The 25,933-nt window shown below is 71.6% G+C and carries 24 protein-coding genes; 13 read left to right on the top strand and 11 right to left on the bottom strand.

Translation table 11 applies throughout. From position 1 onward, the window contains the following. Positions 1–89: 89 nt before the first annotated feature. The 3 genes from OIE74_RS01850 to OIE74_RS01840 form a co-directional block, all read right to left on the bottom strand. On the bottom strand, positions 90–545 hold the full coding sequence (locus OIE74_RS01850) for a nuclear transport factor 2 family protein (protein ID WP_329377667.1): 456 nt from the start codon (positions 543–545) through the stop codon (positions 90–92). 125 nt (positions 546–670) lie between these two features. Next, positions 671–1,585 carry an AraC family transcriptional regulator gene (locus OIE74_RS01845; protein ID WP_329377665.1) on the bottom strand — a complete coding sequence of 305 codons (915 nt, stop codon included), beginning with the start codon at positions 1,583–1,585 and terminating at the stop codon, positions 671–673. 4 nt (positions 1,586–1,589) lie between these two features. Beyond that, entirely contained in the window at positions 1,590–2,492 is a 903-nt protein-coding gene (locus tag OIE74_RS01840) for a phytanoyl-CoA dioxygenase family protein (RefSeq protein ID WP_329377663.1), read from the bottom strand. Positions 2,493–2,841: 349 nt separating this feature from the next. Between OIE74_RS01840 and OIE74_RS01835 the strand changes: the two genes are divergently transcribed. The 9 genes from OIE74_RS01835 (at position 2,842) to OIE74_RS01795 (ending at position 15,190) form a co-directional block, all read left to right on the top strand. Then, positions 2,842–3,759, top strand: coding sequence for an ABC transporter permease (locus tag OIE74_RS01835; RefSeq protein WP_329392136.1), 918 nt, complete (start codon positions 2,842–2,844; stop codon positions 3,757–3,759). Beyond that, complete coding sequence (locus tag OIE74_RS01830) at positions 3,759–4,637, top strand: ABC transporter permease (protein ID WP_329377662.1); 879 nt, start codon at positions 3,759–3,761, stop codon at positions 4,635–4,637. Before OIE74_RS01835 ends, OIE74_RS01830 begins: the two co-directional genes overlap by 1 nt. A 37-nt stretch (positions 4,638–4,674) precedes the next feature. Next, on the top strand, positions 4,675–6,222 hold the full coding sequence (locus OIE74_RS01825; protein ID WP_329377660.1) for an ABC transporter substrate-binding protein: 1,548 nt from the start codon (positions 4,675–4,677) through the stop codon (positions 6,220–6,222). Beyond that, positions 6,219–7,250 (top strand): ABC transporter ATP-binding protein, encoded by a 1,032-nt coding sequence (locus OIE74_RS01820; RefSeq protein WP_329377658.1) that lies wholly within the window; start codon positions 6,219–6,221, stop codon positions 7,248–7,250. The genes OIE74_RS01825 and OIE74_RS01820 overlap by 4 nt, the downstream gene beginning before the upstream one ends. Further along, a complete protein-coding gene (locus OIE74_RS01815) occupies positions 7,247–8,083 on the top strand; it encodes an ATP-binding cassette domain-containing protein (RefSeq protein WP_329377656.1) in 837 nt (278 codons plus the stop codon). The genes OIE74_RS01820 and OIE74_RS01815 overlap by 4 nt, the downstream gene beginning before the upstream one ends. Beyond that, positions 8,080–10,413, top strand: coding sequence for an MGH1-like glycoside hydrolase domain-containing protein (locus tag OIE74_RS01810; RefSeq protein WP_329377654.1), 2,334 nt, complete (start codon positions 8,080–8,082; stop codon positions 10,411–10,413). The genes OIE74_RS01815 and OIE74_RS01810 overlap by 4 nt, the downstream gene beginning before the upstream one ends. Next, a complete protein-coding gene (locus OIE74_RS01805) occupies positions 10,410–12,023 on the top strand; it encodes an FAD-dependent oxidoreductase (RefSeq protein ID WP_329377652.1) in 1,614 nt (537 codons plus the stop codon). The genes OIE74_RS01810 and OIE74_RS01805 overlap by 4 nt, the downstream gene beginning before the upstream one ends. Then, entirely contained in the window at positions 12,023–12,973 is a 951-nt protein-coding gene (locus OIE74_RS01800) for a dihydrodipicolinate synthase family protein (RefSeq protein ID WP_329377650.1), read from the top strand. The genes OIE74_RS01805 and OIE74_RS01800 overlap by 1 nt, the downstream gene beginning before the upstream one ends. Before the next feature lie 75 nt (positions 12,974–13,048). Next, positions 13,049–15,190: a golvesin C-terminal-like domain-containing protein gene (locus OIE74_RS01795; protein ID WP_329377648.1), complete on the top strand. Its 2,142-nt coding sequence runs from the start codon at positions 13,049–13,051 to the stop codon at positions 15,188–15,190. Between the two features lie 52 nt (positions 15,191–15,242). On the opposite strand, the gene OIE74_RS01790 is transcribed toward OIE74_RS01795, so the two are convergent. Beyond that, a complete protein-coding gene (locus tag OIE74_RS01790; protein WP_329377646.1) occupies positions 15,243–15,803 on the bottom strand; it encodes a TetR family transcriptional regulator in 561 nt (186 codons plus the stop codon). Positions 15,804–15,941: 138 nt separating this feature from the next. Between OIE74_RS01790 and OIE74_RS01785 the strand changes: the two genes are divergently transcribed. Next, positions 15,942–16,622 carry an SDR family oxidoreductase gene (locus OIE74_RS01785; RefSeq protein ID WP_329377643.1) on the top strand — a complete coding sequence of 227 codons (681 nt, stop codon included), beginning with the start codon at positions 15,942–15,944 and terminating at the stop codon, positions 16,620–16,622. A 57-nt stretch (positions 16,623–16,679) separates the two neighbouring features. On the opposite strand, the gene OIE74_RS01780 is transcribed toward OIE74_RS01785, so the two are convergent. The 3 genes from OIE74_RS01780 to OIE74_RS01770 all read right to left on the bottom strand — a co-directional run bounded on the left by OIE74_RS01780 (position 16,680) and on the right by OIE74_RS01770 (position 18,461). After that, positions 16,680–17,345: an SDR family NAD(P)-dependent oxidoreductase gene (locus tag OIE74_RS01780; protein ID WP_329377641.1), complete on the bottom strand. Its 666-nt coding sequence runs from the start codon at positions 17,343–17,345 to the stop codon at positions 16,680–16,682. 52 nt (positions 17,346–17,397) lie between these two features. Further along, positions 17,398–17,775, bottom strand: coding sequence for a DUF2255 family protein (locus tag OIE74_RS01775; protein ID WP_329377639.1), 378 nt, complete (start codon positions 17,773–17,775; stop codon positions 17,398–17,400). Between the two features lie 230 nt (positions 17,776–18,005). Beyond that, a complete protein-coding gene (locus tag OIE74_RS01770) occupies positions 18,006–18,461 on the bottom strand; it encodes a MarR family winged helix-turn-helix transcriptional regulator (protein ID WP_329377637.1) in 456 nt (151 codons plus the stop codon). A gap of 169 nt (positions 18,462–18,630) precedes the next feature. Here OIE74_RS01770 and OIE74_RS01765 point away from each other — a divergent pair, with 169 nt between their 5' ends. Further along, positions 18,631–20,088: an MFS transporter gene (locus tag OIE74_RS01765; protein ID WP_329377635.1), complete on the top strand. Its 1,458-nt coding sequence runs from the start codon at positions 18,631–18,633 to the stop codon at positions 20,086–20,088. 42 nt (positions 20,089–20,130) lie between these two features. Here the strand turns inward: OIE74_RS01765 and OIE74_RS01760 are convergent, their stop codons facing one another. Both OIE74_RS01760 and OIE74_RS01755 read right to left on the bottom strand, forming a co-directional pair. Beyond that, positions 20,131–20,847, bottom strand: a complete 717-nt coding sequence (locus OIE74_RS01760) for a YoaK family protein (protein ID WP_329377633.1) — start codon at positions 20,845–20,847, stop codon at positions 20,131–20,133. A 139-nt stretch (positions 20,848–20,986) separates the two neighbouring features. Then, a complete protein-coding gene (locus OIE74_RS01755; protein WP_329377631.1) occupies positions 20,987–22,831 on the bottom strand; it encodes a serine/threonine protein kinase in 1,845 nt (614 codons plus the stop codon). 30 nt (positions 22,832–22,861) lie between these two features. Here OIE74_RS01755 and OIE74_RS38530 point away from each other — a divergent pair, with 30 nt between their 5' ends. Together OIE74_RS38530 and OIE74_RS01750 are read left to right on the top strand one after the other, a co-directional pair. Beyond that, entirely contained in the window at positions 22,862–23,098 is a 237-nt protein-coding gene (locus OIE74_RS38530) for a putative leader peptide (RefSeq protein WP_443075998.1), read from the top strand. A 243-nt stretch (positions 23,099–23,341) separates the two neighbouring features. After that, positions 23,342–24,418: an LLM class flavin-dependent oxidoreductase gene (locus OIE74_RS01750; RefSeq protein WP_329377628.1), complete on the top strand. Its 1,077-nt coding sequence runs from the start codon at positions 23,342–23,344 to the stop codon at positions 24,416–24,418. A gap of 43 nt (positions 24,419–24,461) precedes the next feature. Here OIE74_RS01750 and OIE74_RS01745 read toward each other — a convergent pair whose 3' ends face one another. Together OIE74_RS01745 and OIE74_RS01740 are read right to left on the bottom strand one after the other, a co-directional pair. Beyond that, on the bottom strand, positions 24,462–25,490 hold the full coding sequence (locus OIE74_RS01745; protein ID WP_329377626.1) for an iron-containing redox enzyme family protein: 1,029 nt from the start codon (positions 25,488–25,490) through the stop codon (positions 24,462–24,464). After that, the gene (locus tag OIE74_RS01740; RefSeq protein ID WP_329377624.1) at positions 25,474–25,770 is read right to left on the bottom strand and encodes a CDGSH iron-sulfur domain-containing protein; all 297 of its coding nucleotides are present in this window, start codon (positions 25,768–25,770) and stop codon (positions 25,474–25,476) included. The genes OIE74_RS01745 and OIE74_RS01740 overlap by 17 nt, the downstream gene beginning before the upstream one ends. Positions 25,771–25,933: the final 163 nt, after the last annotated feature.

Below are 25,933 nucleotides of genomic sequence, written 5' to 3'. Positions count from 1 at the left end.
GCTCCGGCCGGGCTGTGGTGCAGCGGCCCAGCATCCATGTCTCCGCCGCCGACTCCGGATCTCGGGCGCCCCGATGCCGCGCCGCGTCCTCACACCGTGCAGGCCTCGGCGATCGACAGGCTGTTCTCGTAGAGGTGATGGCGGATGATCCGGCCGTCCTCGATGGTCAGGCGCAGCGCGAACGGCCCCTCGAAGGACTTTCCCGTCGCGCGTACGGTCCCCGCCAAGTGCCCGGTCAGCATCGCGTCCTTGCCGTCGACCATGAGGGCGTCGACGGTGGCGCGCGCGTCCTCGGGCACGACGTACTCCATCAACTCACCGAACTGGGCCGCGCATTCGGCGCCGGTGAACCGTGGACGGATCCACGGGACCACGGGGTTCTCGGCGAGCAGCCAGTCGACCTCGTCGGCGAAGAGCGCGACGAGCCGTTCGGTGTCTCCCGCCGCCCGCGCGGTGAGGAACTCCCGTACGACGGCCCGCGTCGCGTCTCCGGGAGAACCCGCCGTGGCTGAACCCACCGTGCTGGCAGGGGAGTTGTGGGACATGGTCTTCTCCTCGCGGCTGCTGCCGGGATCCCTGCGGGGGTTCCCGTCGATGTCCTCGATCCTGCCGGGGGCAGGGAGACAGGTCGATTACCTCTGAGGTAATCGACTCCGGACGCTTGGGCCCCTCACTGACCCGACTGCGAGGGCGGCACCAGTGCCTGGAGCGCGGACAGCGCGCCGTTCGAGAGCGGGGACGGTGGCGCCGACTCGGGCGGGACCTCGCGGAAGGCGCTCGGGGCCATTCCGTAGACCGCGCGGAACCGGCGCGAGAAGTGGTACGCGTCGGCGAAGCCGCACTGCACGGCTATGGCGCCCAGCGAGAGGTTGCTCAGCCACAGCAGCGGCTCGGCCCTCGCCAGCCGGAGCCGTTCGAGCCCTTCCACGGGGCTCACGCCGAGCTGCCGTCGGCAGATACGGCACAACGTGCTCTCCGAGACCCCGGCGGCGCGCGCCAGTCGCGCGAGGGCGAGCGGCCGGGCGACGCCGTCCGACCAGTGGGCGCGGACCGCGCCCATCATGGCGACCAGCGGTTCGGGGAGCGTGTGCGCGCCGGCCCTGGTGCCGGGGCCGTGCACGAAGGTGAGGAGCAGCAGCCGCAGGGTCTCCTCGGCGTGCCGCTCCCAGGCCGGCGGGCGTGTCGCGCCGAGTGTCAGGAGGTACTGGCAGAGCGCGGCCATCGGGTCGCCCCGCCCCGACAGATCCCGGACGATCGGCCAGTCGGTGTCGTCGGGGGCCTCGTCGCCCGGTACACCGGGGCGCAGCCGGAAGTGCGTGTAGGCGTGCCGGGTGGGCCGGTGGGTGTCCCAGTGGAACGTGTCGCGCATACCGGGCCGTACGAGCAGCAGCGCGCTCGGCGCCAGCGGCACGGTCAGATCGCCGCAGACCCAGCGGGCACTGCCGTGCAGCAGCCAGACGAACTCGTACGAACCCGCGTCCCTCGGCCCGAAGGCCGAGCCCGGCGGGTAGTCGGCGACCGCAGGACCGAGCCGCGCCATCAGCGTGGGCGCGAGGGGCGGGACGGGTTCCCCTCCGTCCGTCATGGCCTCACCTGTCGCAGCCCCCGGACCGGTCGCGCCGCACCCGGGGCGTACGGATGCCGGCGGTGCCCTTGTAGGCGTACGGGTCGCGGCCCGCGACCAGCACGATGTCCCTGAAGTCGGCCTGGGCCATGGGCTGTTCGACCTCGGGGGCCGCCCAGGGGAGCAGGGACGAGGCGCTCATGTAGTGGTTGACCAGGGCCCGCCGGAAGCCCCGCCGGCCTGTGTTGGGCAGCGACTTGTGCAGCAGATAGCCGTTGAAGAGCAGCACCGATCCGGCGGCGATCTCGACAGGTACGGCGTCGGACTCGTCGTACGGAAAGTCGTAGGACTCCACCGTGCAGTCGTAACGCGCGTCGTCGTGCTCGCGGTTGGGGTAGATGACGCCCGGCCGGTGCGAACCCGGCAGGACCCACAGACACCCGTTGTCGACGGTGGCATCGTCGAGGGCGAGCCAGGCGGCGGTCAGCGACCGGTCCCGGGTGGGGATGAACATCTCGTCCTGGTGCCACGCCTGGCCCGGCCTGCCCTCGGACTTGACGAACAGCATCGACTGCATCGACTTGACGTCGGGCCCGATCACTTCGGTCAGCGGCCCGACGACCGCGGGATGGCGCATGGTGTCGAGCATGAGCGCCGACAGCTTGTGCGGATAGTGCACGCACAGGAATCTGCGGACGGTGTCGTCGTCGCTCTCGCCCGCGACGGGCGGCAGCGCCCCCTCCACGGCTCCCCGTTCACCGCGACAGATCCGCACGGTCTCCGCCCGCAGCTCCGTCACCTCGTCCGGCGTCAGGGCGCCCGGCAGTACGGCGTAACCGTCCCGGTCGAAGCGGGAAGCGAGGCCGCCGGCGGCGGAGGCGGGCGGCAGCGTGCTTCCCGTGTTCTCCGGAATCGTGCGGACGGTCATCCGAATCCCTTTCTCGCCGGAACGCCGGAACGCCGGAACGCCGGAACGTCATTCCTTCCCGATGTTCCTGAATATCGCGCCTTCGTGCCATGGCTCGCCCGTGCGTACGGATGGCGAATCCTGTCACTCGCCATGATCAGACGATCTGTCAGAAACAAGCCGGACAAAGGCCGTTCACGAGTCTTGACGCGTTTCGCGCCGTCCGAGTAGCGTTTTGCGGCACTGCTAATACGTATTAGTTGGGAGCGCTCATGGCCCCTCCCGAACGGCGTCGACGGTCCACCCAGCGGTACATCGCCCGCCCCACCGCCCCTCGCCCGCCCGGCGGGAGGCCGAGTCCGTGCTCCGCATGATCGTGCAACGGCTGCTCATCGGGGTCTTCGTCATGTGGGGCGCCGCCTCGCTGATCTTCCTCATCGTCCGCGCCGCGCCCGGCGACCCCGCGACGGTGCTGCTCGGTCCCGACGCCGAGCAGAGCCAGATCGACCAGCTGCGCGCGACGCTCGGACTCGACCGGTCGCTCGGCGCCCAGTACCTCGGCTACCTCGGCGATGTCTCCCGCCTCGACTTCGGTGAGTCGCACCGGCTCGGCAGGCCCGCCATGGACGCGGTCCTCGACCGGCTCCCCGCCACGGTCGACCTCACGCTGACGGCCACCGCCATCGCGGTGATCGTGGGGCTGACGCTCGGCATGCTGGCGGGCGGACGGCCGGGCGGTCCGCTCGACAGGGTGGTCTCGGCCTGCACCATCGCCCTCCAGTCGTTCCCCACGTTCTGGATCGGCATCATGCTGGTGCTGGTCTTCGCACTCGGCCTGCGCCTGCTGCCCAGTTCAGGGGTGGGCACGCCCCAGCACCTGGTGCTGCCGGCCGTCACCCTCTCGTTCCCGTTCATCGCGATCATCGCCAGGCTGACCCGGACCAGCGTTGTGGAGACGATGCGCGAGGGCTATGTCCAGACCGCCCGCTCCAAGGGACTGACAGAGCGTCAGGTGCTGCTCGGCCACGCCCTGCGCAACTCGCTGATCCCCGTCGTGACCGTGGTGGGCGTCCAGGTCGGCGCCCTGGTCGGTGGCGCGGTGATCGTCGAGAACGTCTTCGCCTGGCCCGGCCTCGGATCGCTCGTGGTGGACGCGGTGGCCAACCGCGACTACGCCGTCGTGCAGGGCGTCACCCTCCTGATCGCGGGCATCGTCGTCGTACTCAATCTGCTGGCCGACCTGCTCATCGCCCAGCTGGATCCGCGTATCCGGACGGGAGCCGTCTGATGGCCGACATCGCCGCCGTTCCCGGGAAGCCGCTCACGGCCCCGCCGCGTTCGCGGCGCCGGCCGCTCTCCCGTATCCCGTATCTGGTCGTGGGCCTCTATCTGCTCGTCGCCCTTCTCGGACCGCTGGTGATCGATTACGACCCGGTGCACACGTCTCTGGAGGACCGGCTGCTCTCTCCCGGCTCCGAGACGTCCACCGGAGGCACGGCCTGGTTCGGCACGGACGGGCTCGGCCGCGACGTGCTGGCCCAGATCGTCCACGGGGCGAGGACCTCGGTGCTCATCGGTGTGTCCACGGTCGCGATCTCCTGTCTCTTCGGGGTCGTTCTCGGTGCCGTCGCCGGCTACTTCCGCGGCGGCGTCGACGCCGTACTGGCCCGGGTCTTCGACATCCTGCTGGCCTTTCCCGCGATCCTGCTGGCGATCGTGATCGCGGGCGCCTTCGAACGCAGCGTGCTGCTGGTGGTCGTCGCGCTCTCCGCGACCGGCTGGATCACCTTCGCCCGTGTCACCCGTGGTGTCGCGCTCTCCATCAGGGAACGGCCCTGGGTCGACGCCGCCCGGGTGCTGGGAGTGCCGGGCCGGACCATTCTCGCCCGGCACGTACTCCCGTTCACCGCGGGGCCGATCGTCGCCCTCGCCACGCTCGAATTCGCTCTGGTGGTGCTGGCGGAGGCGGGGCTCAGCTTCCTCGGTATCGGTCTGCCTCCCTCGACCGTGTCATGGGGGCAGACCATCGCGAACGGCAAGGAGCACCTCGACCCGCAGTGGTGGATCTCCACCCTGCCCGGCATCGCCCTGTCCCTCCTGATCATCAACGTCGGGATTCTCGGTGACCAGCTCACCGCCCGCTACCGGCGTGGCCGCACCGACTGACTCCGACCGACCCTCGCTCGCAGACAGGAGCACCACCATGACCAAGACGCGTGAGTACGGCCGGAGTCGGCTGCTTCGGCTCGCCGCCACCACTACGGCGACCGCGGCGCTCCTCGCCGCCTGCACGACGACATCGGGCGGCGACGACGACAACGCAGGCGGCTCCGGCGGCTCGGGCGAGGTGACGGCCGCCGGCACCTACCCGATCGAGAGCCTGGACCCGCACGGTGCCCAAGGCGCCTCCACGGGAACGCAGTTGGCCGGGCAGGAGATCTTCAGCAGGCTCGTGAAACCCGACCCGGACGGCACACTCAAGGGCGACCTCGCCACCTCCTGGAAGCCCGACGGAGACGTCACGGCCTGGACGTTCACGCTGCGCGACGGGGTGACGTTCTCCGACGGCTCCCCGCTCGACGCGGACGACGTGGTCGCGTCCTTCCAGCGGATGATCAGCCTGAACGGCCCCAACGCGGGCAACTTCACGGGCTCCACGATGAAGAAGACCTCGGCCACCGAAGTGGTGCTCAGCACCCCGGCGCCCGACGCGTCCGTCCCCGGCAAGCTCGGCACCTTCTACGTCATCCCCTCTGGCGTCGGTGAGGACGACACCGCCTTCTTCAACGACCCAGTGGGTTCGGGCCCGTTCACCGTCGACGGGTTCACCCCGGGTGAGTCGCTGGTCCTGGTGCCCAACAAGGAGTTCCGGGGCGAGAAGCCCGCGCCGGGCCGGGTCACCGTACGGAACATCCCCGAGCTGTCGGCGCGCATGACCGCCCTGCGCACGGGCGAGGTCGACATCGTCTGGGGCATCCCCGACGACCAACTGGCCTCGCTGGAGAGCGAGAAGGACCTGACGGTGCGGACGGTCCCGAGCAGCGCCGAGTTCACCATGTGGTTCAACTCGTCGACGCCCGCGCTCAAGGACGCCAAAGTACGCAAGGCGATCTGGCAGGCGGTCGACTTCAGGACCATCATCAGCGAGCTCTACCCCGAGACCGGCAAGCCGGCCGACGCGCCCGTGACCGGCGTCGTCCTCGGCCATGTGCCGCAGCCGCCCGTGGCCCACGACGCGACAGCCGCCAAGGCTGCCCTCACCGCCGCCGGCTTCGACTTCTCGAAGAAGCTCCGCCTCCAGTTCGCCAACGCCGAGTTCCGGCCCTTCATCCAGGCCGTCGTCTCGGACCTGAAGGAGGTCGGCGTACTGGCGGAGCCGCTGGAGAAGGAGCAGGCCACCTTCACGGAGGACCTGATCGCGCTCAAGTGGGACATCAACTTCCAGCAGCTGGCCACCCCCAGCTACGACGCGGCCAGCAACCTCGGCCGCCTCTACACCTGTGAGGCCAACCGGAACGGCTACTGCAACAAGGAGTTGGACGGTCTGCTGGCGGCGGCGGGAGCGACGGCCGACAAGGAGAGGCGCACCGACCTCTACGGACAGGCGAGCGCGATCATCTGGCGGGACGCCGTCGGGATGTACCCGATGTCGGTGAGCATCGCGTACGCCTGGAACAGCGACCTGACGGGCTTCGTCCCCGACGCCAGCGGCCTGCCGGACTTCGCCACCGTAGGGAGCGGTGGCTCGTGACCCCCGCCGGCACCGCCCGTCAACGCGGCATCACGAAACCGGCGCCCGCCACCGACGGGCCGCCTCTGCGGATCGACGGCCTGGTGGTGGAACTGCCCGGCCCGCGCGGCACCCGGGTGCGGGTGGTGGACGGTGTGTCCTTCGACGTGCCACGCGCCACGACCGTGGGGCTGATCGGCGAGTCGGGCAGCGGAAAGACGATGACCGCCCAGGCGATCCTGGGCCTGCCGCCCGAGGGTGCCACCCTGGCGGGCCGGCTGCTGTGGCACGGCGAGGACCTGATCGCCGCCGATCCGGTACGGCGTCGTACAGTACGCGGCCGGGAGATCGCGATGATCTTCCAGGACCCGCTGGCCGCGCTCAACCCGACCCAGCGGATCGGCCGTCAGGTCGGCGAGATCCCCCGCCGCGACCGGCTGCCACGCGCCGAGGTGCACCGCCGGGTCGTCGAACTCCTCGACCGGGCCGGGGTGCCGGAGCCGAAGCGGCGGATGCGCGCCTACCCGCACGAACTCTCCGGCGGGCTGCGCCAACGCGCCATGATCGCACTGGCGTTGGCCGGAGAGCCCTCCCTGCTGCTCGCCGACGAGCCGACGACGGCGCTGGATGTCACCGTGCAGTCCCGGATCCTGCGGCTGCTCGCGAACATCCAGGAGACGGAAGGCCTGTCCATGCTGCTGGTCAGCCATGACCTGCGGGTGGTGTCGCACGTCGCCGAGCGGGTCGTGGTGATGTACGCGGGACGGGTCTGCGAGCGCGGGCCCGCCCGCGACGTACTGCGCCGGCCCGCCCACCCGTACACCGCCGCCCTCGTACGCAGCGTGCCCGCCGTCAGGACCCGTACCGCGCTGGCCGATCCGCTGCCGGGCGCCCCGGCGACGCCCGCGAACCGGTCGGCCGGCTGCGCGTTCCATCCGCGCTGCCCACTGGCCCGCGAGCGGTGCCGCGGTGAGGCACCGGCGGTGCGGGAGGTGGCGCCTGGGCGCTGGAGCGCCTGCCACTTCGCCGAGGAGGTGGTGGGGTCGTGAGCGGGAGCCAGGGCGCACTGCTCGATGTGCGCGGTCTGCGCGTCCGCTACGGCGGGCGGGGGTGGGGCCGCCGGGGCGGTCAGGTCGCCGTGGACGGCGTGAGTCTGTCGGTGGCGCCCGAGGAGACACTCGGTCTGGTCGGCGAGTCGGGCTCCGGCAAGACGACCGTCGCCAGGTGCGTGGCGGGACTGCTCGGGCCCGGCGCGGGGACGCTCACCTTCGACGGCCGGCCCATCGGCCGCGCGGGACGCAGACCGCCCGAGTTGCGGCGCGCGGTGCAGATGGTGTTCCAGGATCCGCGTGCGTCACTGAATCCGCGGATGACGGTCGCCTCGGTCATCGCCGAGGTCTGGAGCACCCATCCGGTCACCGCGCCCAAAGGCGACCGTACCGAGGCGCTGCACCGGCTACTCGCCGACATGGGGCTCGACCCCGAAGTGGCGTCGCGGCGGGCGGGGGACCTGTCGGGCGGTCAGTGCCAGCGGGTGAGCATCGCCAGGGCTCTGGCGGTACGGCCCCGGCTGCTGGTGTGCGACGAGGCGGTGTCGGCCCTGGACGTGTCGGTCCAGGCCCAGATCCTGCGGCTGCTCGTCGATCTGCGCGCCAGGCACCGGCTCGCGATGCTGTTCATCTCGCACGACCTGGGAGTGGTGCACCAGATCGCCGACCGGGTCGCGGTGATGCACCGGGGTGTGATCGTGGAGGAGGGCCCGACGGGCGAGGTGCTGACCGCGCCGCGTGACGCGTACACCCGGGCGCTGCTCGACGCGGCCCTGGACCTGGACGACTCGGTGCCGGGCGACGGCACCGCCGACGACAAGGCGGTCGTATGAGCGAGGGGCGTACGAAGGAGAGCCGTACGGAGGAGAGCCGTACGGACGAGAGTCGTACGGACGAGAGGCGGGCCGCCGTCGCTCCGGCGGCGACCGGCTGGAACACCTGGGACGTCCGTACGCACACCGGTATGAGCATGCTGCCGTCCGGACCACGGACGCGGTTCGGTGTGCTCGGCCCCGGAGGCCCCGTACTGGACGGCTTCACCTGGCGCGACGGGCTTGAGCGGCTGGGGCACCACACCGTGGACGGCACCTACGCCGAGGTGACCGTACGCGCGGCGGCCCGCCGGCTGCGGCTGGAGTTCGCGGGCGGACCCGGCGAGGTCCTGCACGCGCGCGCCGAGTGCACGGGCGTCGTCGTACTGTCCGTGGAGGGCCTGGACGGCGTCGACGACCGTACGCCCCGACCGGACCGGGCGGGAGCCGCATCTGCCGGCACCTTCCTCCTCGCCACCGTCCTTGCGGGCGGCCTCCGTTGGACGGTCACCGCCTCGTCGCCGGCCCGCAGGATCGAGGGCCCGGCGCACGCACTGGTGCTGGCGTTCGACACGCGGCCCGACGAGCCCGACGAGCCCGCCGAGAGCGACGACGAGACCGACAACGACCCTGGTCCCGTCACCGTGGACGTACGGATCGCGCCGGAGCGCGCGCCCGGCACGGTGGCGGAGACCGGGGACGTCCTCGCGGCGCGCCGCGCCGCCACCGACCGGACCCGGCTCCGGTCGGGCGGCTGGCTTGGTGATGCCGCCGATGCCCTGACCAGGGCCGTCACCTGGAACACCATCCACGCTCCCGACATCGACCGCGTCCTGACACCGACCTCGCGGGACTTCGTCTGCGCGGAGCGCAAGGGCTTCTACGGCACCTGGGCCCTGCACGCCTGGGACACGTTCTTCACCGGTCTCGCGGCCTCCGCCGTCGACCGGGACTACGCGCGGGGCGTGTTCGGGCAGATCCTTCCGTACGCCGACGCCGCCGGCATGATCCCGAACCGGATCTCGGACGAAAGGGGCCGTACCGACGACCGTTCACAGCCGCCCGTCGGCGCGCTGACGGTGTATCAGGCCTACTTGGCGGGCGGCCTGTCGCCCGGGACCCGCGACACCGCGCTGCTGGAAGACACCTTCCCGGCGCTGCTGGCCTGGCACGACTGGTGGCCCCGGGCCCGCCGCGGGCCGCACGGGCTGCTCGCCTGGGGCTCCGACCCCGTCGCGGGCGACCCCGCGTCGGCGACCCTCGACCGGGCCAAACGGGAGTCGGGCCTGGACGATTCCCCGATGTACGACGAGTCGCTGTACGACCCGGCGACCCACACCATGGACCTGGCCGACGTCGGACTGAACGCGCTGCACATCGCCGACGCCGAGGCTCTGGCGGACATCGCCGGCATCCTGGGGGAGCGCGCGACGGCCGCCCGGCTGCGCGCCGAGGCCGCGGCGGCGAAGGAGGTCGCCGGCCGACTGCTGTGGGACGGCGAGCGGGGCGGCTACCGCAATCTCACGGCGGCGGGCGCCCACGACCCGCATGTCTCGCCGACGATGCTGTACGCGCTGCTGGGCGGGCTGCCGGAGGCGGGCCGTGCGGCGGCCGTGGCCGCCGATCTGCTGCGCCCGGAAGCGCTGGGCGGCGTACGGCCGCTGCCCAGCGTGGCCCGGAACGACCCCGGCTTCGCGGCGACCTACTGGCGTGGCCGGATCTGGGCACCGATGGCGTTTCTCGCCGTGCGGGGGCTGCGGCGCTACGAGTTGACCGAGCTGAGCCGGCCGGTGGTGGGAGCCCTGCTGCGGCTGTTTCTCGACGAATGGCGCGAGTACGGCCATGTCAGGGAGAACTATCCGGCCGTCGACGGGGAGAATCTGACGGGCCTTCAGAAGCGCTCGGACGGACTGATGGCCTGGGGAGGTCTGTTGGCGTATCTCGCCTTCGGTGAACTGGCCGACGTGCGTCCCGACGGCTGGCGGTTCGCCCACCCGGGCGAACCGGCCGAGCTGTGCGGCCTGCCGCTCGGCGATGGCCGCCTCGACGTCCGGGCGGCAGACCGCCTCACCGTCGCTCTGGACGGAAAGGTCCTGTTGGACCTGGCACCGGGCGTGGTCGTACGGGGCTACCGGCTGACCCCCGACCGCGTCACGGGGACCGCCGAGGGCGACGGCGACCTGCTCATCGCTCCGCCGGGCGGCGGCCCGCCCGTGCCGGTGGACGTACGGGACGGACCCCGGAGCTTCACGTTCGGCCCGGACGGAGGGCCGGCCGAGCGTGAGGTTCCGGCCACCACCGGCGGTGACACCGACAGCGCGGGCAACGCCCGGGAGGGGAGCGGCACATGAGCGCGGACACGTCGGCAGCCACCGACATCCTCGTCGTCGGCGGGGGCCTCGGCGGTGTGGCCGCCGCGCTGGCCGCCCTCGACCGGGGACGGTCTGTCCTGCTCACGGAGGAGACCGACTGGATCGGCGGCCAGCTCACCAGCCAGGGTGTGCCGCCCGACGAGCACGCCTGGATCGAGCAGTTCGGCGCCACCCGTACCTACCGCGCGCTGCGCGAGGCGATCCGCGACCACTACCGGACCTGGTATCCGCTCACCGACGAGGCCAGACGGCGCCGCTATCTCAACCCCGGCGAGGGGCGCGTGAGCGCGCTCTGCCACGAGCCGAGGGTCGCCGCCGCCGTGCTGGATGCCATGGTCGCGCCGTACGTGGCCGCCGGCCGGCTGCGGATCCTGTACGGCCACCGGCCGGTGGCCGCCTCCGTGGACGGCGACCGGGTACGGTCCGTGGTCGTCGAAGGCCCGGACGGCACGCGGGTCGAGGTGTCCGCGCCGTACGTCCTGGACGCGACCGAACTCGGCGACCTGCTGCCGCTGACCGGCGCCGAGCATGTGACGGGCTTCGAGTCGCGCCGGGACACGGGCGAGCCGAGCGCGCCCGAGGAGGCGCGGCCCGCCAACATGCAGGCGTTCTCCTGGGTGTTCGCGGTCGACCATCTGGCGGGCGAGGACCACACGGTGGACCGGCCGGCCGGCTACGACGGCTGGGCCGCGTACCACCCGCCGCAGTGGCCGAACCGGCTGCTGAGCCTGAGCGCGCCCGACCCGAGGACGCTTCGGACCGTGCCGCGCGGCTTCACACCGAACGCCGAATCGGGGCCGGTCGTCGCCGACCAGAGCAAGGACGCGGGCGACAAGGAGCTGTGGGAGTTCCGCCGGGTGGTCTCCCGGAAGCTGTACCGGCCCGGCTTCGTCGCGAGCGATGTCACCATCGTCAACTGGCCCATGATCGACTACCTCCCGGGACCGCTGATCGGGGTGGACGACAAGGAGCGGGACCGTCATCTGGCCGGGGCCCGTGAGCTGAGCATGAGCATGCTCTACTGGCTCCAGACCGAGGCGCCGCGCCCCGACGGCGGCACCGGCTGGCCCGGTCTGCGGCTGCGCGGCGATGTGTTCGGTACGGCCGACGGGCTGGCCAAGGCGCCGTACATCCGTGAGTCACGCCGGATCGTCGCCCGGCGCCGGATCGTCGAACAGGATCTGTCGCTCACCGTCAGGGGCGACCACGGCGCGGTGCGTCATCACGACTCCGTCGGCATCGGGATGTACCGCATCGACCTGCATCCGTCCACCGGCGGCGACACGTACATCGACGTCGCCAGCAGCCCTTTCCAGATCCCGCTGGGCGCGCTGCTCCCGGTGCGGCTGCGGAACCTGCTGCCGGTGTGCAAGAACATCGGAACCACCCACATCACCAACGGCTGTTACCGGCTGCACCCCGTCGAGTGGAACATCGGCGAAGCCGCCGGCTCGCTCGCGGCGTACTGCCTCGACAACCGGCTTGATGTCGAGCAGGTGTACGAGGACGGTGCGTGTCTGCGCCGCTTCCAGGACGAACTCACGCGCGCCGGGGTCGAACTGACCTGGCCCGAGGTCAAGGGGTACTGATGGCCGGTCAGGGCAGAGGGGCCGACGGGAAGAGACCGGCCGACGGCCGCGCCTTGCTCGCCGGGGTCATGGTCCCGCTGGTCACACCGATGGACCGGCCGGGGCGCCCGTCGGCCCCGGCGGCGGACGCCCTGCTCGGCGCGCTGGCGGCGGCGGGCGCCCGGAGCCTCATGCTGTTCGGCAGCAACGGTGAGGGCCCTCTGCTGCCCACAGCCCAACTGGGGGACTTCGCCGCAGGGGTGGCCAAACGCTGGCGTGAACTGACCGGCGGCGGGCCGGTGTTGGTGAATGTCACGGCTCCCGGCACCGCCGAGGCGCTGGCGCGGGCGGAGGCCGTCCTGCCCGCTGCCCCGGACGCGCTGGTGCTCAGCCCGCCGGTCTACTTCCACCACAGGCACGACGAGATCGTCACCCACTACGCGGCCATGGCCGGTCTCGGCGTGCCCGTCGTCGCCTACAACGCCCCCCGCTACAGCAATCCGCTGACCCCCGCCCTGCTGGACGAAGTGACCGAGCTCGCCCACCTCGTGGGCATCAAGGACAGCTCGGGCGATCTCGCGCTCTTCGGCCACGCCCTCGCCGCGGCCCGCAGACGCGACGACTTCGGGGTCAGCCAGGGCGCGGAGGGGCAGGCGCTCGACGCGCTGCGGCTCGGGGCCGACGGTGTCGTCCCCGGAGTGGCGAACCTGGCGCCCGGGGCGGCCGTCGAGCTGTTCCGGGCCCACCGCGAGGGACGGGACGGCGACGCGTGGCGCGCACAGCAGGTGATCGACGAGGTGCTGGCGTTGCACACCGTACGACCCGGTGTGCCGGCGGTGAAGGCGGTCCTGGCCGGACGAGGGCTCTGCCCGCCGCATGTCGCGGCGCCCTTCACACCCTGCTCCGACGACGAACGCCGCACGCTGCTCGACCTGCTCGCTCCTCTCGACGCGCATCTCATACGCGTCTGATCCCGCGAAGGCGCGCGCCCGATCCGGTCCGTGCCGGCTCCTCTCCTCCGTACCGCCCGAAAGGGGTGGCTCACCATGTCCGACACCGGACCCAAGCGCACCGCCATGAACCGCAGATCCTTCGCCCTGGGTGTCGCCGGCGTCTCGGCGACCGCCGCGTTCGGCCCCGCGGCCCTCGGTTCGACGGCACACGCCGCCGGCCGGTCCTCCGCGCCCGGTCTGCCGGCCGCGCCCGACCGGCACGGCTCCTTCTTCCATGAGCAGACTCTCTGGGACTCCGTCGATGGCCCGCTCGTGAACTACCACGTCCACGCGCTCGCCGTCCTTCCCGACGACACGATCCTCGCCGTGACCGAGGGCCGCCACGAAGTGTGCGACGCAGGGCCCCGCGATCTGCTGCTGCGCCGCAGCACCGACGGCGGCAGGACCTGGGAGGCGAGCCGCGCACTGGTCACCTCCGCCGACGGCGATTCCTGGGGCAACCCGGCGCTGGTCGTGGACCGCGAGACGCGGGAGGTCTTCCTCTTCTACATGCTCTCGCTCCGGCTGCCGGAGAACACCTCCTGCTCGGGCGACTCCGGCGACCTCTATGTGATCTCCAGCCGGGACAGCGGAAGGACCTGGGGCGAAGTGCGCAATCTGGCGGGGCTGTTCGACGGATTTCCCTACAACTGGGCTCTGCACGGCCCCGGTCCCGGCCACGGACTCCAGCTGAAGTCCGGCCGCCTGCTGCTCAACTGCTCCCACCGCAGAGTGATCGTCGGCAACACCGTGGCCGAGCGTTACTACGGCGTCGCGCCGATCTGCAGCGACGACCACGGCGCCACCTGGCGGGCGACCGGCGAGGTACCCGTGCAGGTCAAGTACCCCATAAACGAGGCGCGGATGGTGCAGCGCTCCGACGGCACCGTGCTCGTGAACGGCCGGGCGGCGGCGGGCGGTGAAGGACAGCGCATCGTCTCCGTCAGCTCGGACGACGGTACGACCTGGTCCCAGCCGGCGTTCGACGGCGGCACCGGCTCGTTCAACGCGGTGGACGCCGGCCTGCTGCGCTACAGCGGCGGTCCCGGCAGCCGCGACACCGACCGGGTGCTGTTCAGCCGCCCCGACTCGCCCGTCAGATACAACATGACCGTGTCGGTCAGTTACGACGAGGGCATCTCGTACCGGTACCGGCGGGTCATCAACGAGAACCGTTCCTTCTACTCGGATCTCGCCCGGCTCTCCGACGGCACCATCGTGCTCCTCTACGGCTGCGACGGCGACCTGGCGAGCGCCCCGCGCCGGGTCAACGTCTGCCGCTTCTCGCTCGACTGGCTGACCCGTGGCCGCGACAGCCTGCGCCGTGGCCCCCGCCACCGGGAGACGGCCATCGTGCTGGCGGACACGGACCGCGAGGTCACCGGCGGCACCGTGAAAGCCGTCGCCGATCCGCTGGCGCGCAGCGGCGAGCGACTGGTCCTCACCCCCGAACAGGTGGGCGGCGCGGCCGAGTTCACCTTCCGGGTACCGCGCACCGGGGAGTACGAACTGGTCCTGCGCCACTACCGCTCGGCGGACGGCGCACTGGCCACCGTCACCGTGCGGGGCACCAAGCTGCCCGCATACGTGATCGACACCACGGCGCAGTCGGCGGACGGCTTCGACCTGGCCCGCATCGGCACCGCCCGGCTGCGCGCCGGGCGGCACACCGTGCGCTGCGAGGTGACCGGCGCCGGCAGGGGCGGCGGGACCGTGCTCGGCCTCGACTCGCTCAGCCTGGTCGAGGCGCCGGGCTCCGCCGACGTACGCGCGGAGGTGGTCGTGGACAACGACAGGCTGGGCTTCGCGGTCGTCACCGGCAGCTGGCCGACGGCGACGGCCGACCCCGGCTTCTGGGCGGGCAACTACCGCACCGCGCCCGCCGGTTCGGGTGAGCGCATGGTGCGCTGGCGTCCGGCCGTGCCGCGGGACGGGGTGTACGAGATCCAGACGTCGTTCCCGCCGGGTGCGAGCCGCGCGGGCAACGCCCCGTACTCCGTCGTCCGCGCGGAGGGAACCACCAGCGTCCGGGTCGACCAGCGGGTGGCGGGAGCCGCCGATCCGCGCGGCGGCTCGTGGGTCTCGCTGGGCAAGTTCCGGCTGCGGGCCGGTCTCGGCACGTCGGTGGAGCTGACCAACGACGCCGACGGCACCGTGGTGGCCGACGCGATCCGGCTGCTGGGCCCGCGCACCTGAGGACCGGTCCGGCCCCGGCCGCTCGCGATCGGGGAAGTGGCGGCAGGAGCGGTTATCGCTCGACCTCGGCCCGTGCCGCCGCGAGGAGTTCGTCCGACAGCGGGTCGTCGCGCACCGCGCGGGCCAGGATCAGCGCCCCGACCATCGTGCTGAGGCGGGCGAGGCCGTCGTCCCCCTCCTCGTCGGTGGCCATCCGCCGCGCGAAGGCGCGTACCCCTTCGGCGTAGGTGTACCGGGCCGCGCTGCCGGCGGCGCCGCGCGCCATGTCGACGGCCAGGCCCGCCGTGGGGCAGCCGCCGGCCATGTCGTCCCGGTGGGCGGGGGAGAGATAGGCGTCGACGAACGCGCGGTTCGCGGCCTCCTCGCCGTCGTCGGCCCCGGGCGTGGCGGCGCGCTCCTCCTCGAAGCTGTCGAACGCGACGGCGGTGGCCTCGTCCACGAGGGCTTCCTTGGAGTCGAAGTGCTTGTAGAAGCCTCCGTGGGTGAGCCCGGCCGCCTTCATCAGATCGGCGACGCTGACTCCGTCGGTGCCCTGTTCACGGAAGAGGCGGGAGGCGGTGTCGACGATCCGACGGCGGTTCTCCTGCGCCTGTTCCTTCGATACGCGGCCCATGTGCCACCTCCCGGAATAAATGTTCGACGACATCTATCGTACGCCTCCACGCCTTCCGCTTTTAGATTATGCATGTAATCTAATTTGGCTGGCGTACGGCCGGAAGAGGCCGTACGCCGTCGACGAAGGGGCAGGACCATGGATCTGAACAACGCCGTAGTGGTCGTCACCGGCGCCAACCGAGGGCTGGGCCGCCGGATCGCCGAGCAGCTCCTGGAGCGTGGTGCCAAGGTGTACGCCGGAGCCCGCCGTCCCGAGACGGTCGATCTGCCCGGCGCCGTACCGCTGCGTCTGGACATCACCGATCCCGAGTCCGTCCGCGCCGCCGCTGCCGCCGCACCCGACGCCACGGTGTTGGTCAACAACGCGGGCATCTCCACCCACACGCCCCTCGTGGCGGGCGAACTCGGCCGGGTCCGCCTGGAGATGGACACCCACTTCTTCGGCACGCTTCAGGTGACCCGTGCCTTCGCGCCGGTCATCGAGGGCAACGGTGGCGGCTCGATCCTGAACGTCCTCTCGGTGCTGTCCTGGTTCCACCCGGCGGGAGTCGGCGCGTACAGCGCGGGCAAGGCGGCGGCCTGGGCCCTCACGAACTCGGTCCGGGAGGAGCTGGAGCCGCGCGGCATTCAGGTGTCCGCCCTGCACGTGGGCTACATGGACACCGACATGGCCGCGGACATCGACCCCGCCCAGAAGATCGACCCTGCGGCCGTCGCCGCCCAGGCCCTGGAGGGGCTGGAGAAGGGCACGCCGGAGATCCTCGCCGACGAGGTGACGCGCCAGGTCAAGCAGGGCCTGGGGGTGGTGACCGGCTGATCCGGGGCCGCCGCCCGCCGGCGCCCGCTACCCCCACCGGCGTCAGCGCCGGTCAGGTCAGGTCTCCAGGGGCTCGGCGTAGCGCCGGAACTCCCCGCGGGTCTGATGCATGTCCCACAGCGTGTCGGCCAGCACCGCCGGGTCCTTGCGGGGATGCCCAGGGGTGATCGAGCCGGGGATGACGAGCTGCGTCGCGTGGATGTTCTCGTTCGCGAGGGCGTCGTGGAGCATCTGCGCGTACGCGCTCTCACCGGCGAAAGCGATGGAGGTGCCCGCGCGGTCGGGGTGCGGCTGGACGGCGGTGCCGCCGTTGATGAACAGCAGCGTGCCACGGCCGAGCGTGCGCATCCCGGGCAGGATCTGGCGGACGGCCGTCATCGGACCGATGACGGAGAACGCCACCGGTGCCTCGATGTCGGCCGGAGCGGTCTCCAGGACCGGCTTCATGTAGTCCCGGTGGGGGATCGGGCTGTACTGCAGGACCTCGACCGTGCCGAGGTCGGTGGCCGCCGCGTCCAGGGCGGCGGAGAGAGCGGCCGGATCGTGTACGTCGGCGGCGAACCCGCGCGCGTTCACGCCTTCACCGCCGAGTTCGGTGGCGAGGGCGTCGACGTGCTCCTTGGTGCGGGAGAGGAGGGCGACGTCGAAGCCTTCACGCCCGAAGCGGCGCGCCACGGCGCCGCCCAGACCGCTGCCTGCTCCGACGATGGCGATGGTGGTCATAGGGGGTCCTTGTCGTGAGAGGCGGAGGGCCGCACCCGATGACGCCGCGGGTTCAGCGAGGGACGAGCTTGAGGGTCGCGGCGCGGGCGCCATCGGCCACCATGGGGTCGACATAACTGTCGCTGTAGCCGCCGTACTTGCTGCGGTAGGCCCGGTCGATCCGGTCGTTGAGTGCCGGGTCGTCCTCCTCCACGAAGGTGACGTCCTTGTCCACGCCGCCGGAGCTGATGTGGCCGGCGTGCCCGGCGGTGGCGGCGCGGAACCAGTTTCCGCCGCGCCCGCGGAAGGCGCGTACATGCAGGTCGTCACCCTCGCGGACCACCCAGATGGTCGTCGGCGGGCGCGGTGTGTTGTCGCTCTCGAAGGGGGCGACAAGCAGTTCGTCGGCGTGCTCGATCTTGTCCAGCTCGTCCTTGGTCCAGTTGGCCATGGGGGTCTCCTTGTCGGCGCGGCCGGAAGGCTCGGCTCGGTCGGGTGCGCGATGTACTCGGTTCCAGACTGGCAACGATGAGCCGCGGCGCGCACCTCAACGGGCTGGGCTGATTCCACGAGACCCGTCGGGCCGAGCCGCGCCCCGCACCGCCGGCCTGCCCGGGAGCCGGTGCAGGCATCCCCTCGCGCGGCTACTCCAGATGGATGAACCCTCCGGGCGGCCACCGCTCAGACGCGTGGCCAGGGCCTTCCGCCGAGCCGTTCGATGTCGGTGTTGAAGCGCTTGAGATACGCGGCGAACGCGGCGATGTCCTCTTCCGGCCACTCTGCCATGACCCGGTTCAGACTCTGCACGATGCCTTCCCGCTCCTCGTCGAGGACACGTACGCCGTCGTCCGTGATGCGGAATTTGCGCGCCATGCCACCGTCGGGGTCCGGGATGCGCTTCACGAATCCCGCGCGCATCGCCGCCGCCGTCTGCCGGTTCAGGGTGGAGGCGTCGAGTCCGAAGGCGTCGCTGAGCTCGCCGATCGACATCGGTCCCTGCAGACGAATGCGGCTGAGCAGGATGTACGCGCTGCGCTCCAGTACGCCGTCCTTGCGGCGCCCGCCCTTCTGGTGCAGAAACGTGTGGCGGCTGAGCAGCATCTGCTCGTACTCGACCTCGTGCGTGGCCCCGACCATGCCTGTGTCGCCTCCTGCCTCTCTCGCCGCGCCATTGTCCCATCACGCAGGCACGGCACGGACATCATCTTCTCATGTTTGTGCAGCGTGCACGTAAAGTGCTCGATACACATGATATGTATGATGCACATGTTGGTTTCGGATGAGACAGCCCTAGGAGCCCTCTTTCATGGACGCCCCCCAGCCCACATCCCGCTCGGGCGGTGTGGTCGCGACGCTGGCGCTCGCCGGCACCACGGCCGCGATCATGCAGACACTGGTCACCCCGCTGCTCGCCGATCTGCCCAAGATCCTCAACACCTCGGCCTCGAACGCCACTTGGGTGATCACGACGACGCTCCTGGTGGCCGCCGTCTGCGTGCCGGTCGTCGGCCGCCTGGGCGACCTGCTCGGGAAGCGCCGCATGCTTCTCGTCTGCTCGGTCCCGCTGATCGCGGGTTCCGTGGTGTGTGCCCTCTCGTCCTCCGTACTCCCGATGATCATCGGACGCGGCCTCCAGGGCATGGGAATGGGCATGGTGCCGCTGGGCATCGCCCTGCTGCGTGACGTCGTTCCCACGGAGAAGCTCAGCTCGTCCATCGCCCTGGTGAGCGCCTCCATGGGAATCGGCGGCGGCCTCGGCCTGCCGATCGCCGCGGCGGTCGCCCAGTACGCGAACTGGCGCGTTCTCTTCTGGGGCTCCGCCGTGCTCGCCACGATCATCGCGCTGCTGATCTGGTTCCTGGTCCCGAACGTGCCGGCCGGCGCCAAGGGGCAGCGGTTCGACGCGATCGGTGCGGTCACTCTCGGCGCCGGACTGGTCAGTCTGCTGCTCGCGATCTCCAAGGGCGCCGACTGGGGCTGGAGTTCGGGCACCACGCTCGGTCTGCTCGTCGCGGCCGTCGTACTCCTGGTCGGCTGGGGCGCCTGGGAACTCCGTACCACCGACCCGCTGGTCGACCTGCGCACCACGGCCCGTCCCCGGGTCCTTCTCACCAACATCGCGTCGATCTTCGTCGGTTTCGCGATGTACGCCAGCATGCTGGTGATTCCGCAGCTGCTCCAGTACCCGGAGGCCACCGGCTACGGCCTGGGACAGTCGATGCTCGCGGCCGGTCTCTGGATGGCCCCCGGCGGCGTGATGATGATGATCGTCTCCCCGCTCGGCGGCAAACTGACCAACGCCTACGGCCCCAAAGTCACGCTCGTCGGCGGGGTCCTGGTCATCGCGGCGGGCTACGGACTGTCGCTCGCGCTGATGGGGTCGGCATGGGGAATCATGCTGGCCATCATGGTCATCAACAGCGGCGTGGGTCTCGCCTACGGCTCGATGCCGGCGCTCATCATGGGTTCGGTCCCGCTCTCCGAGACCGCCGCGGCGAACAGCTTCAACGCCCTCATGCGCTCCCTGGGAACGTCCGTCGGCGCGGCGGTGATCGGGGTGGTCCTTTCGCAGATGACGACCGAGGCCGGCGGGTTCAGCATCACCTCGGAGAGCGGCTTCCGCACGGGCCTGATCATCGGCTGCGGCGTCGCTCTCGTCTCCGCCGCTATCGCGGCCGCCATCCCGGCCGTGCGAGCCGCCGCCGGCGGCCTGGAGAAGACCCACGCGAGCTCCGAGCCGGAGAAGTCCGCGGTCCAGGCGTGAGAGCGGGGGAGCGGTGCCCCGGTGCACCGCTCCCCCCGGGCCCTACAGCGTGTGAGGGGCGGTCCGCCCCTGGCGCGGGGTGACCGCCACGCACGCCAGCGCCGCCAGCGCCAGCGCCAGTGGGACCACCATCGCCCAGGGCGTGGACGCCGCGTTCACGACCGCGCTCACGGCCGCGCCGCCGGTGAGCGCGACGAGCCGGGCCAGGGAACCAAGATCCGCCCGCTGTCCGCCCGGCGGTCCGACGGCGTGCGCGACCACCTGGGTGAGGGTGCCGGTGAAGTACGTTCCCGGCCCGCCGGCTGCGCCCGCCCCGGCCAGCGCGGCGGACTGCATCCCCATGGCGGCCGAGACCGCGACGAGCACCACATCGAGCCACGGCTGCGCGGGGGCACCGTCGGCCGCGCCCCACCCGGCGGCGACGGCGGCGAGGAGTACGACCTCGACGGCGAGACACCGCACGACCGCGCGCGGCCAGCGCGTCTCCGGTTCCGCCGCCCGGCGCCGGGCGAACGGCACCACGCCCGCGACCCCGGCGACATAGCCGCCCAGCGCCAGCAGCGGCGCGGCCGGCCCGCCCTCGTGTCCCGTCCCCGTCAGGGACAGGCCCAGAAGCACCAGGTTTCCGGTCATCACACCGGCGAAGACCTCACCCAGCGCGGTGAACGCCAGCACGTCCACCGCGCCCGAAGCCCCGGCGAACAGGATCAGCGCACCCCACTGGGCGCGCCCCGGACGCACCGGTTCGGTCGTCGACACCCCGTGAACACCGCCTCCGCGTCCGCTGCCCGAAGAGGCCACCAATACGGTGCGGGGGCCCGCCCCGCACCACGCCGAGCCGCTGCCACGGGCCCGCTCACCCGTCCGGCGCAGACCCGCCGGGAACGCGGGAGCCGTGTCAGTCGTCCTGCTTGGGCTCTTCCGCGTTGCGCCAGATCGTGAGGTCGACGGTGATGTAGGTCGAGCCTTCCGTGCCGCCCTTGCCGCGGTAGGTCGCCACCGCGATGTGGCCCGCGTCGCTCAGCACGCAGAACTGCGATCCGGCGCTGATCTGGTCGAGGGTGATCTTCTCGGTGTAACGGGTCTCCGTGCGGCAGGTCTCCAGGGAGCCCTTCTGCGAGTTGTTCAGCAGGACGAACTTCCCGTTGTCGGAGCCGATCCAGTTGTCCGAGAACACGCCGTCCATGTAGTAGTACAGATCCCTGCCGCCGTAGAGCACGTCACCTTCCTGCGGCCGAGGGGGGTTGTCGGCGAGCATGACCGCGTAGTTCTCCGTCACGTCGATGCCCTTGTACGAGGCCGGCTTCGGGTCGGGCCGCTTCTTCTCCCCGCCCGAGGCATCGTCGCTGCCCGAACCGCCGTCGCTGGCGCTCCCGCCTTCGCTGGAGTTGCCGCTGGGCGACTTCGACTCGTCGTCGCCCGATCCGTTCGGCAGCAGCGACCCGATGACCGCGAGGACGACGATCGCGCCCACGACCGACGCGGTGACGATCAGCCCGGTCCGCTTCGGCTTGGGCTGCTGCGGCGGCACATAGGGGGCGTGAACGACGGGCGGCGGCGTCTGGTAGCCGGGGGGCGGGGTGTGGTAACCGGTCGGCTGGGTGTGGTAGCCCGGCGGAGGAGTGGGCTGCATCGGGTGGCCGGGCGGCGGCACCGCGCCGGGAACGCCCGGCGCGTTCTGCGTCGGCGCGGCGGACGGGGAGAACGCGGTCTGCGCGTACGGGTTGACCGCCCCCGGTGCCGGTGCCCCAGGTGCCGGATTCTGCGGCGAGAACTGGGTCGGCGTCGGCGCGACGGTCGGCTGCGGCGGCGGGGTCTTCGCCGGTTCGGGCAGCCGCAGGCGCTCCGTGATCGATCCGGCGACCGACTGCGGCAGCCAGTCCTCGCCCTGGCGCAGCGGCTCGGGCGAGATCTGGTGGCACAGCTCGATGATCTCCGTCAGGCTCGGCCGGCCGTCCGGGTCGCGCGTCAGACAGCGCGTCACCAGGGGCAGCAACTCGGCCGGCACGCGGCTGAGATCGGGATCCTCGTGCACGATCCGGTAGAGCACGGCGTGCGAGGACCCTTCACCGTAGGCCGGTGAACCGATCGCCGCGAAGGCCGCGATCTGGCCGAGGGCGAAGATGTCGGTGGCGGGGCCGACCGTACCGGCCGCCGCCTGTTCCGGCGCCATGAACGCCGGGGTGCCCACGCTGACCCCGGTGCCGGTGAGCGCGGTGGTCTCCGCGGCGCGGGCGATGCCGAAATCGATCACGCGCGGGCCGTCGGAGGCGAGAAGCACGTTGGCGGGCTTGAGGTCGCGGTGGACGATGCCCGCGCCGTGGATGACGTTGAGGGCCTCGGCGACGCCGACGGTGAGCAGCAGCACACTCCGCAGCGGCAGCGCGCCGTGCTGCGCCACGGCGTGCGCGAGAGAGGGACCGGGTACGTACGCGGTGGCCAGCCAGGGCTGTGAGCCTTCGGTGTCGGAGTCGATGACCGGCGCGGTGTAGAGGCCCTGCACCCGCTGCGCGGCCTGGACCTCCCGCTGGAAGCGCCGCCGGAACTCGGGGTCCTCGCTGAACTCGGGCCGGATCACCTTGATCGCGATGGGCCGGCCGCCCGGCGTGTAGGAGAGATACACCTTGCCCATACCGCCCGTGCCGAGCACGGCCGCGAGCCGGTAGCCACCGACAACGGCCGGGTCGCTCTGCTCAAGCGGCTTGAAAAGGTTGGCCGAAGGCGTACTTGTCATGACGATCATCCCCTGTTCACGGCAGTTCGGCTCCTGCCGATGCCCCCGAAGTCAACCGGGAGCGTATCGACTTTCTTTCAGTGTCCTCACCACGTAGGGCAACAACCCTGCAACAACAGGGCTTTTCCTGGTCGTGTCGCCGCGGCGGGTGCGCGCATTGCCAGGATCCTTCGCGTCGCCTACCGTTGCACCGTGCATCCAGGTGTAAGGCTCGTGACGCGCATTCATGTCGACCTTCTGCGGTCGGCCAGTGCGCTCTGTCCTCGGTCCACCTGACGCCGACGCGTCGTCGCGTCCGGCGCTGCCCCGTGTCTGATTCGCCCTGGTCCGCCCTCAGTTGGGCACCGGACATCGCGGCGTCATCCCCCTTCCTGTGGCCCTTTTTCTTCTCACCGCGCCGTGCCGCGCCCTGGGTTGTCCGCTGACGCGGGCCGCCCGCGCACGGCGGCGCGCGTGATGTCCCACTGAGCGAGCACGGCGGGCAAGACCGCCCGCTCGACGGTGAATCGGAGGACCGACATGAGCGACGAATATCTCTGGTACATCCCCAACACGGTCGAGCCCGGCCACCGCGGCGACGACACCACCGACGGCTGGGGCACGCTCGGCTTCTCCACCGAGATCGCCCGCGCGGCGGAGGACCACGGCTGGGGCGGAGCCCTCATCGGCACGGGATGGGGCCGGCCCGACACCTTCACGGTTGCCACCGCACTGGCGGCCCGGACCACCACGTTCAAACCACTGGTGGCGATACGCCCCGGCTACTGGCAGCCCGCGCATTTCGCGAGCGCCGCGGCCACTCTCGACCAGCTCAGTGGCGGACGCCTGTTGGTCAACATCGTCAGCGGCCTCGACAAGGCCGGGGCGTACGGCGACGGAGAGAGCGACCCGGCCCGCCGGTACGACCGCACACGTGAGTTCCTCCAACTCGTGCGCCGGCTCTGGACGGAGGAGAACGTCACCTTCCGCGGCGAGTTCTTCGGTGTGGAGGGCTCCACCGCGAGCCCGCGCCCGTACGGCGCCGAGAACGGCCGTACCCCCAGGCTCTACTTCGGCGGCGCCTCGGCCTCGGCCGAGGCGGTCTCGGCCACCGAGGCGGACGTCCAGCTCTTCTGGGGCGAACCGCTCGACGGCGTGGCCGAGCGGATCGACCGTCTCAGGAAGCTCAGCGAATCCCTCGGCCGTACCCACGCGCCGCTGGAGTTCGGACTGCGCATCACGACACTGGTCCGTGACACGAGCGAGGAGGCCTGGCGCGACGCCGAGGCCAAGGTGGACCGGTTGGCCGGCATCCGTGACACGACGCTGGACAACGGACGGCGTCAAGCCGTCGGCCAGCAGCGGCTCTACGACCTCGCGGAGCGCGGAGAGGTGCTGGACTCCTGCCTCTACACCGCCCCGGGGCGGGTCGGAGGCGGCGGCGCGGGTACCACCTGGCTGGTCGGCTCCCCGGACGAAGTGGCCGACGCGTTGCGGAAGTACGGAGAACTCGGCATCACGCACTTCGTCCTCTCCGACACCCCGTACAGGCCGGAGGTGGCCCGCATCGGCGACCAACTGCTCAGCCGGCTCCGGGAACGCGCCCCGGTGGCCTGACGGCGCCCCGCGTCCCATGCCCCGAGTCCCGGTGGCCCGTGCCTCAGCGGGGCAGCGGGCGCCGCAGGGCGCTGCGGCCGGCGCGCCACGCGTTCAACAGGCGGACCGCCAGCCGGTCCTCCACGAGCACGGTGGCCCGGACACCGAAGGCGACATCGGGTTCCAGGTGCGGCTCGTCGGCCAGCAGTCCCGCGACGACCTCCCGCCGGACGACCTGTTCGTGGACGGCGTCGGCCTCCACGTGCTCGTCGTAGAAATGCTCGGCGGCGGGGCCCGCGCCGGTCCGGCGCATGGCCTGCGCCAGCCGCCGGGACCCCGGGGAGGACGTCACCTCCACGACCGCGAAATGGCCCACGAGGGCGCCCCGCAGCGCCCGGTGCAGTCCGAGCGTGGACATCAGATTGACGGAGGCCAGAGCCTCGGCGGGGGTCGCGTCCACGTAGTGGCCGTAGCGGATCTCCAGGTCCAGGTCCGCCATGAGATCGGCGAAGAGCCGTGCGTGGATGGACTCCGGGTGGCCGGCGCCGAACTCGTCGAACTCGACGGCCACCATGCCCGCCTTCGCCCTGCCGTGCAGCCGGGGGAGCACCCAGGCGTGCGGGTCGGCTTCCTTGAGGTGGTACGGCGAGCGCAGCGCCGCGTACTCGCGCAGCTGCTCGCGGGTGCCTTCGCGCTGAAGGAAGTGGGTCATGCTCGTCGTGTCGTAGCCCAGGGGCTCGACGAGCAGGCCGGCCAGCGCTTCGTCCGCCGTATCGCCCTCCCCCTCGCCCGGAGCGACGGCCTCCCGTACGGCGCCGAGGAACCGGTCCTCCAAGCGGCGGCGTACGCGCAGCAGGTCCGGGTCCCACTCCCGCCGGTCGTCGACCCTGTCGAATCCCTGGTAGTGCAGCTCGTACAGGACGTAGAGAGCCAGTTGCAGATCGTCACCGAAGGGGTCCGCGTCCGCCACGGACTCCGGCGGGAGCGCGACGGCCGTTCCGTCGCGCAGCGCCGTACGTACGGAGGCGGAGACCGCGCCACGTGCTTCCGGCAGCGGCGGACTCAGCGCGCGTGACTCACGGTACGTCGTCACCACCGGGCCCTCCTGCCTCCGGGGCCTCGTCCTCGGCTCCGGGACCGTCCGCCGGGCGGGAGCGCTCCGCCCCGCGCACCCGGCGGCGGTGGCTCGCGTCGCACCACGGGTAGGAGCGGCTGCGGCGGCAGACACACAGGGCGACGACGAACCGGTTCGACACGCAGGTGTTCCCGGCTCCGTCGACCGCCTCCACGGGGCCCTCCACGAGGACCGGCCCGTCGCAGCCGACCGAGACACGGCGTCGGCGCGGGCGCGGGTGTTCGGACGAGTTACGCACCGTTGACCACCAGCTTTCCCTTGTCCGCCGTGCCGCGGCAGGCCCGTGCGTCGTACGAGCACGACCCCCGCACCTTCCAAGCTCCCCCGAAGGCCGCGGACGCACCACCCGGGAGCCCGTGGAGGCCCCGCCCCACATGAAGAAATCCTCATCCCGGCTTCAT

Source organism: Streptomyces sp. NBC_01716 (genome assembly GCF_036248275.1).
Lineage (GTDB): Bacteria > Actinomycetota > Actinomycetes > Streptomycetales > Streptomycetaceae > Streptomyces.
Note: the sequence above shows the minus strand (reverse complement) of the source record. Positions and strands in the feature narration are given on the sequence as shown.

Coding starts and splice junctions, on each gene's coding strand:
- OIE74_RS01830 (WP_329377662.1), top strand. CDS start 3,759: ATGGCCGACATCGCCGCCGTTCCCGGGAAGCCGCTCACGGCCCCGCCG.
- OIE74_RS01770 (WP_329377637.1), bottom strand. CDS start 18,461: ATGGTCGGGGCCACGCACGAGGTCGAGTACGAGCAGATGCTGCTCAGC.
- OIE74_RS01785 (WP_329377643.1), top strand. CDS start 15,942: ATGGATCTGAACAACGCCGTAGTGGTCGTCACCGGCGCCAACCGAGGG.
- OIE74_RS01750 (WP_329377628.1), top strand. CDS start 23,342: ATGAGCGACGAATATCTCTGGTACATCCCCAACACGGTCGAGCCCGGC.
- OIE74_RS38530 (WP_443075998.1), top strand. CDS start 22,862: ATGCCCCCGAAGTCAACCGGGAGCGTATCGACTTTCTTTCAGTGTCCT.
- OIE74_RS01835 (WP_329392136.1), top strand. CDS start 2,842: ATGATCGTGCAACGGCTGCTCATCGGGGTCTTCGTCATGTGGGGCGCC.
- OIE74_RS01805 (WP_329377652.1), top strand. CDS start 10,410: ATGAGCGCGGACACGTCGGCAGCCACCGACATCCTCGTCGTCGGCGGG.
- OIE74_RS01840 (WP_329377663.1), bottom strand. CDS start 2,492: ATGACCGTCCGCACGATTCCGGAGAACACGGGAAGCACGCTGCCGCCC.
- OIE74_RS01845 (WP_329377665.1), bottom strand. CDS start 1,585: ATGACGGACGGAGGGGAACCCGTCCCGCCCCTCGCGCCCACGCTGATG.
- OIE74_RS01755 (WP_329377631.1), bottom strand. CDS start 22,831: ATGATCGTCATGACAAGTACGCCTTCGGCCAACCTTTTCAAGCCGCTT.
- OIE74_RS01775 (WP_329377639.1), bottom strand. CDS start 17,775: ATGGCCAACTGGACCAAGGACGAGCTGGACAAGATCGAGCACGCCGAC.
- OIE74_RS01850 (WP_329377667.1), bottom strand. CDS start 545: ATGTCCCACAACTCCCCTGCCAGCACGGTGGGTTCAGCCACGGCGGGT.
- OIE74_RS01795 (WP_329377648.1), top strand. CDS start 13,049: ATGTCCGACACCGGACCCAAGCGCACCGCCATGAACCGCAGATCCTTC.
- OIE74_RS01810 (WP_329377654.1), top strand. CDS start 8,080: ATGAGCGAGGGGCGTACGAAGGAGAGCCGTACGGAGGAGAGCCGTACG.
- OIE74_RS01765 (WP_329377635.1), top strand. CDS start 18,631: ATGGACGCCCCCCAGCCCACATCCCGCTCGGGCGGTGTGGTCGCGACG.
- OIE74_RS01800 (WP_329377650.1), top strand. CDS start 12,023: ATGGCCGGTCAGGGCAGAGGGGCCGACGGGAAGAGACCGGCCGACGGC.
- OIE74_RS01780 (WP_329377641.1), bottom strand. CDS start 17,345: ATGACCACCATCGCCATCGTCGGAGCAGGCAGCGGTCTGGGCGGCGCC.
- OIE74_RS01790 (WP_329377646.1), bottom strand. CDS start 15,803: ATGGGCCGCGTATCGAAGGAACAGGCGCAGGAGAACCGCCGTCGGATC.
- OIE74_RS01825 (WP_329377660.1), top strand. CDS start 4,675: ATGACCAAGACGCGTGAGTACGGCCGGAGTCGGCTGCTTCGGCTCGCC.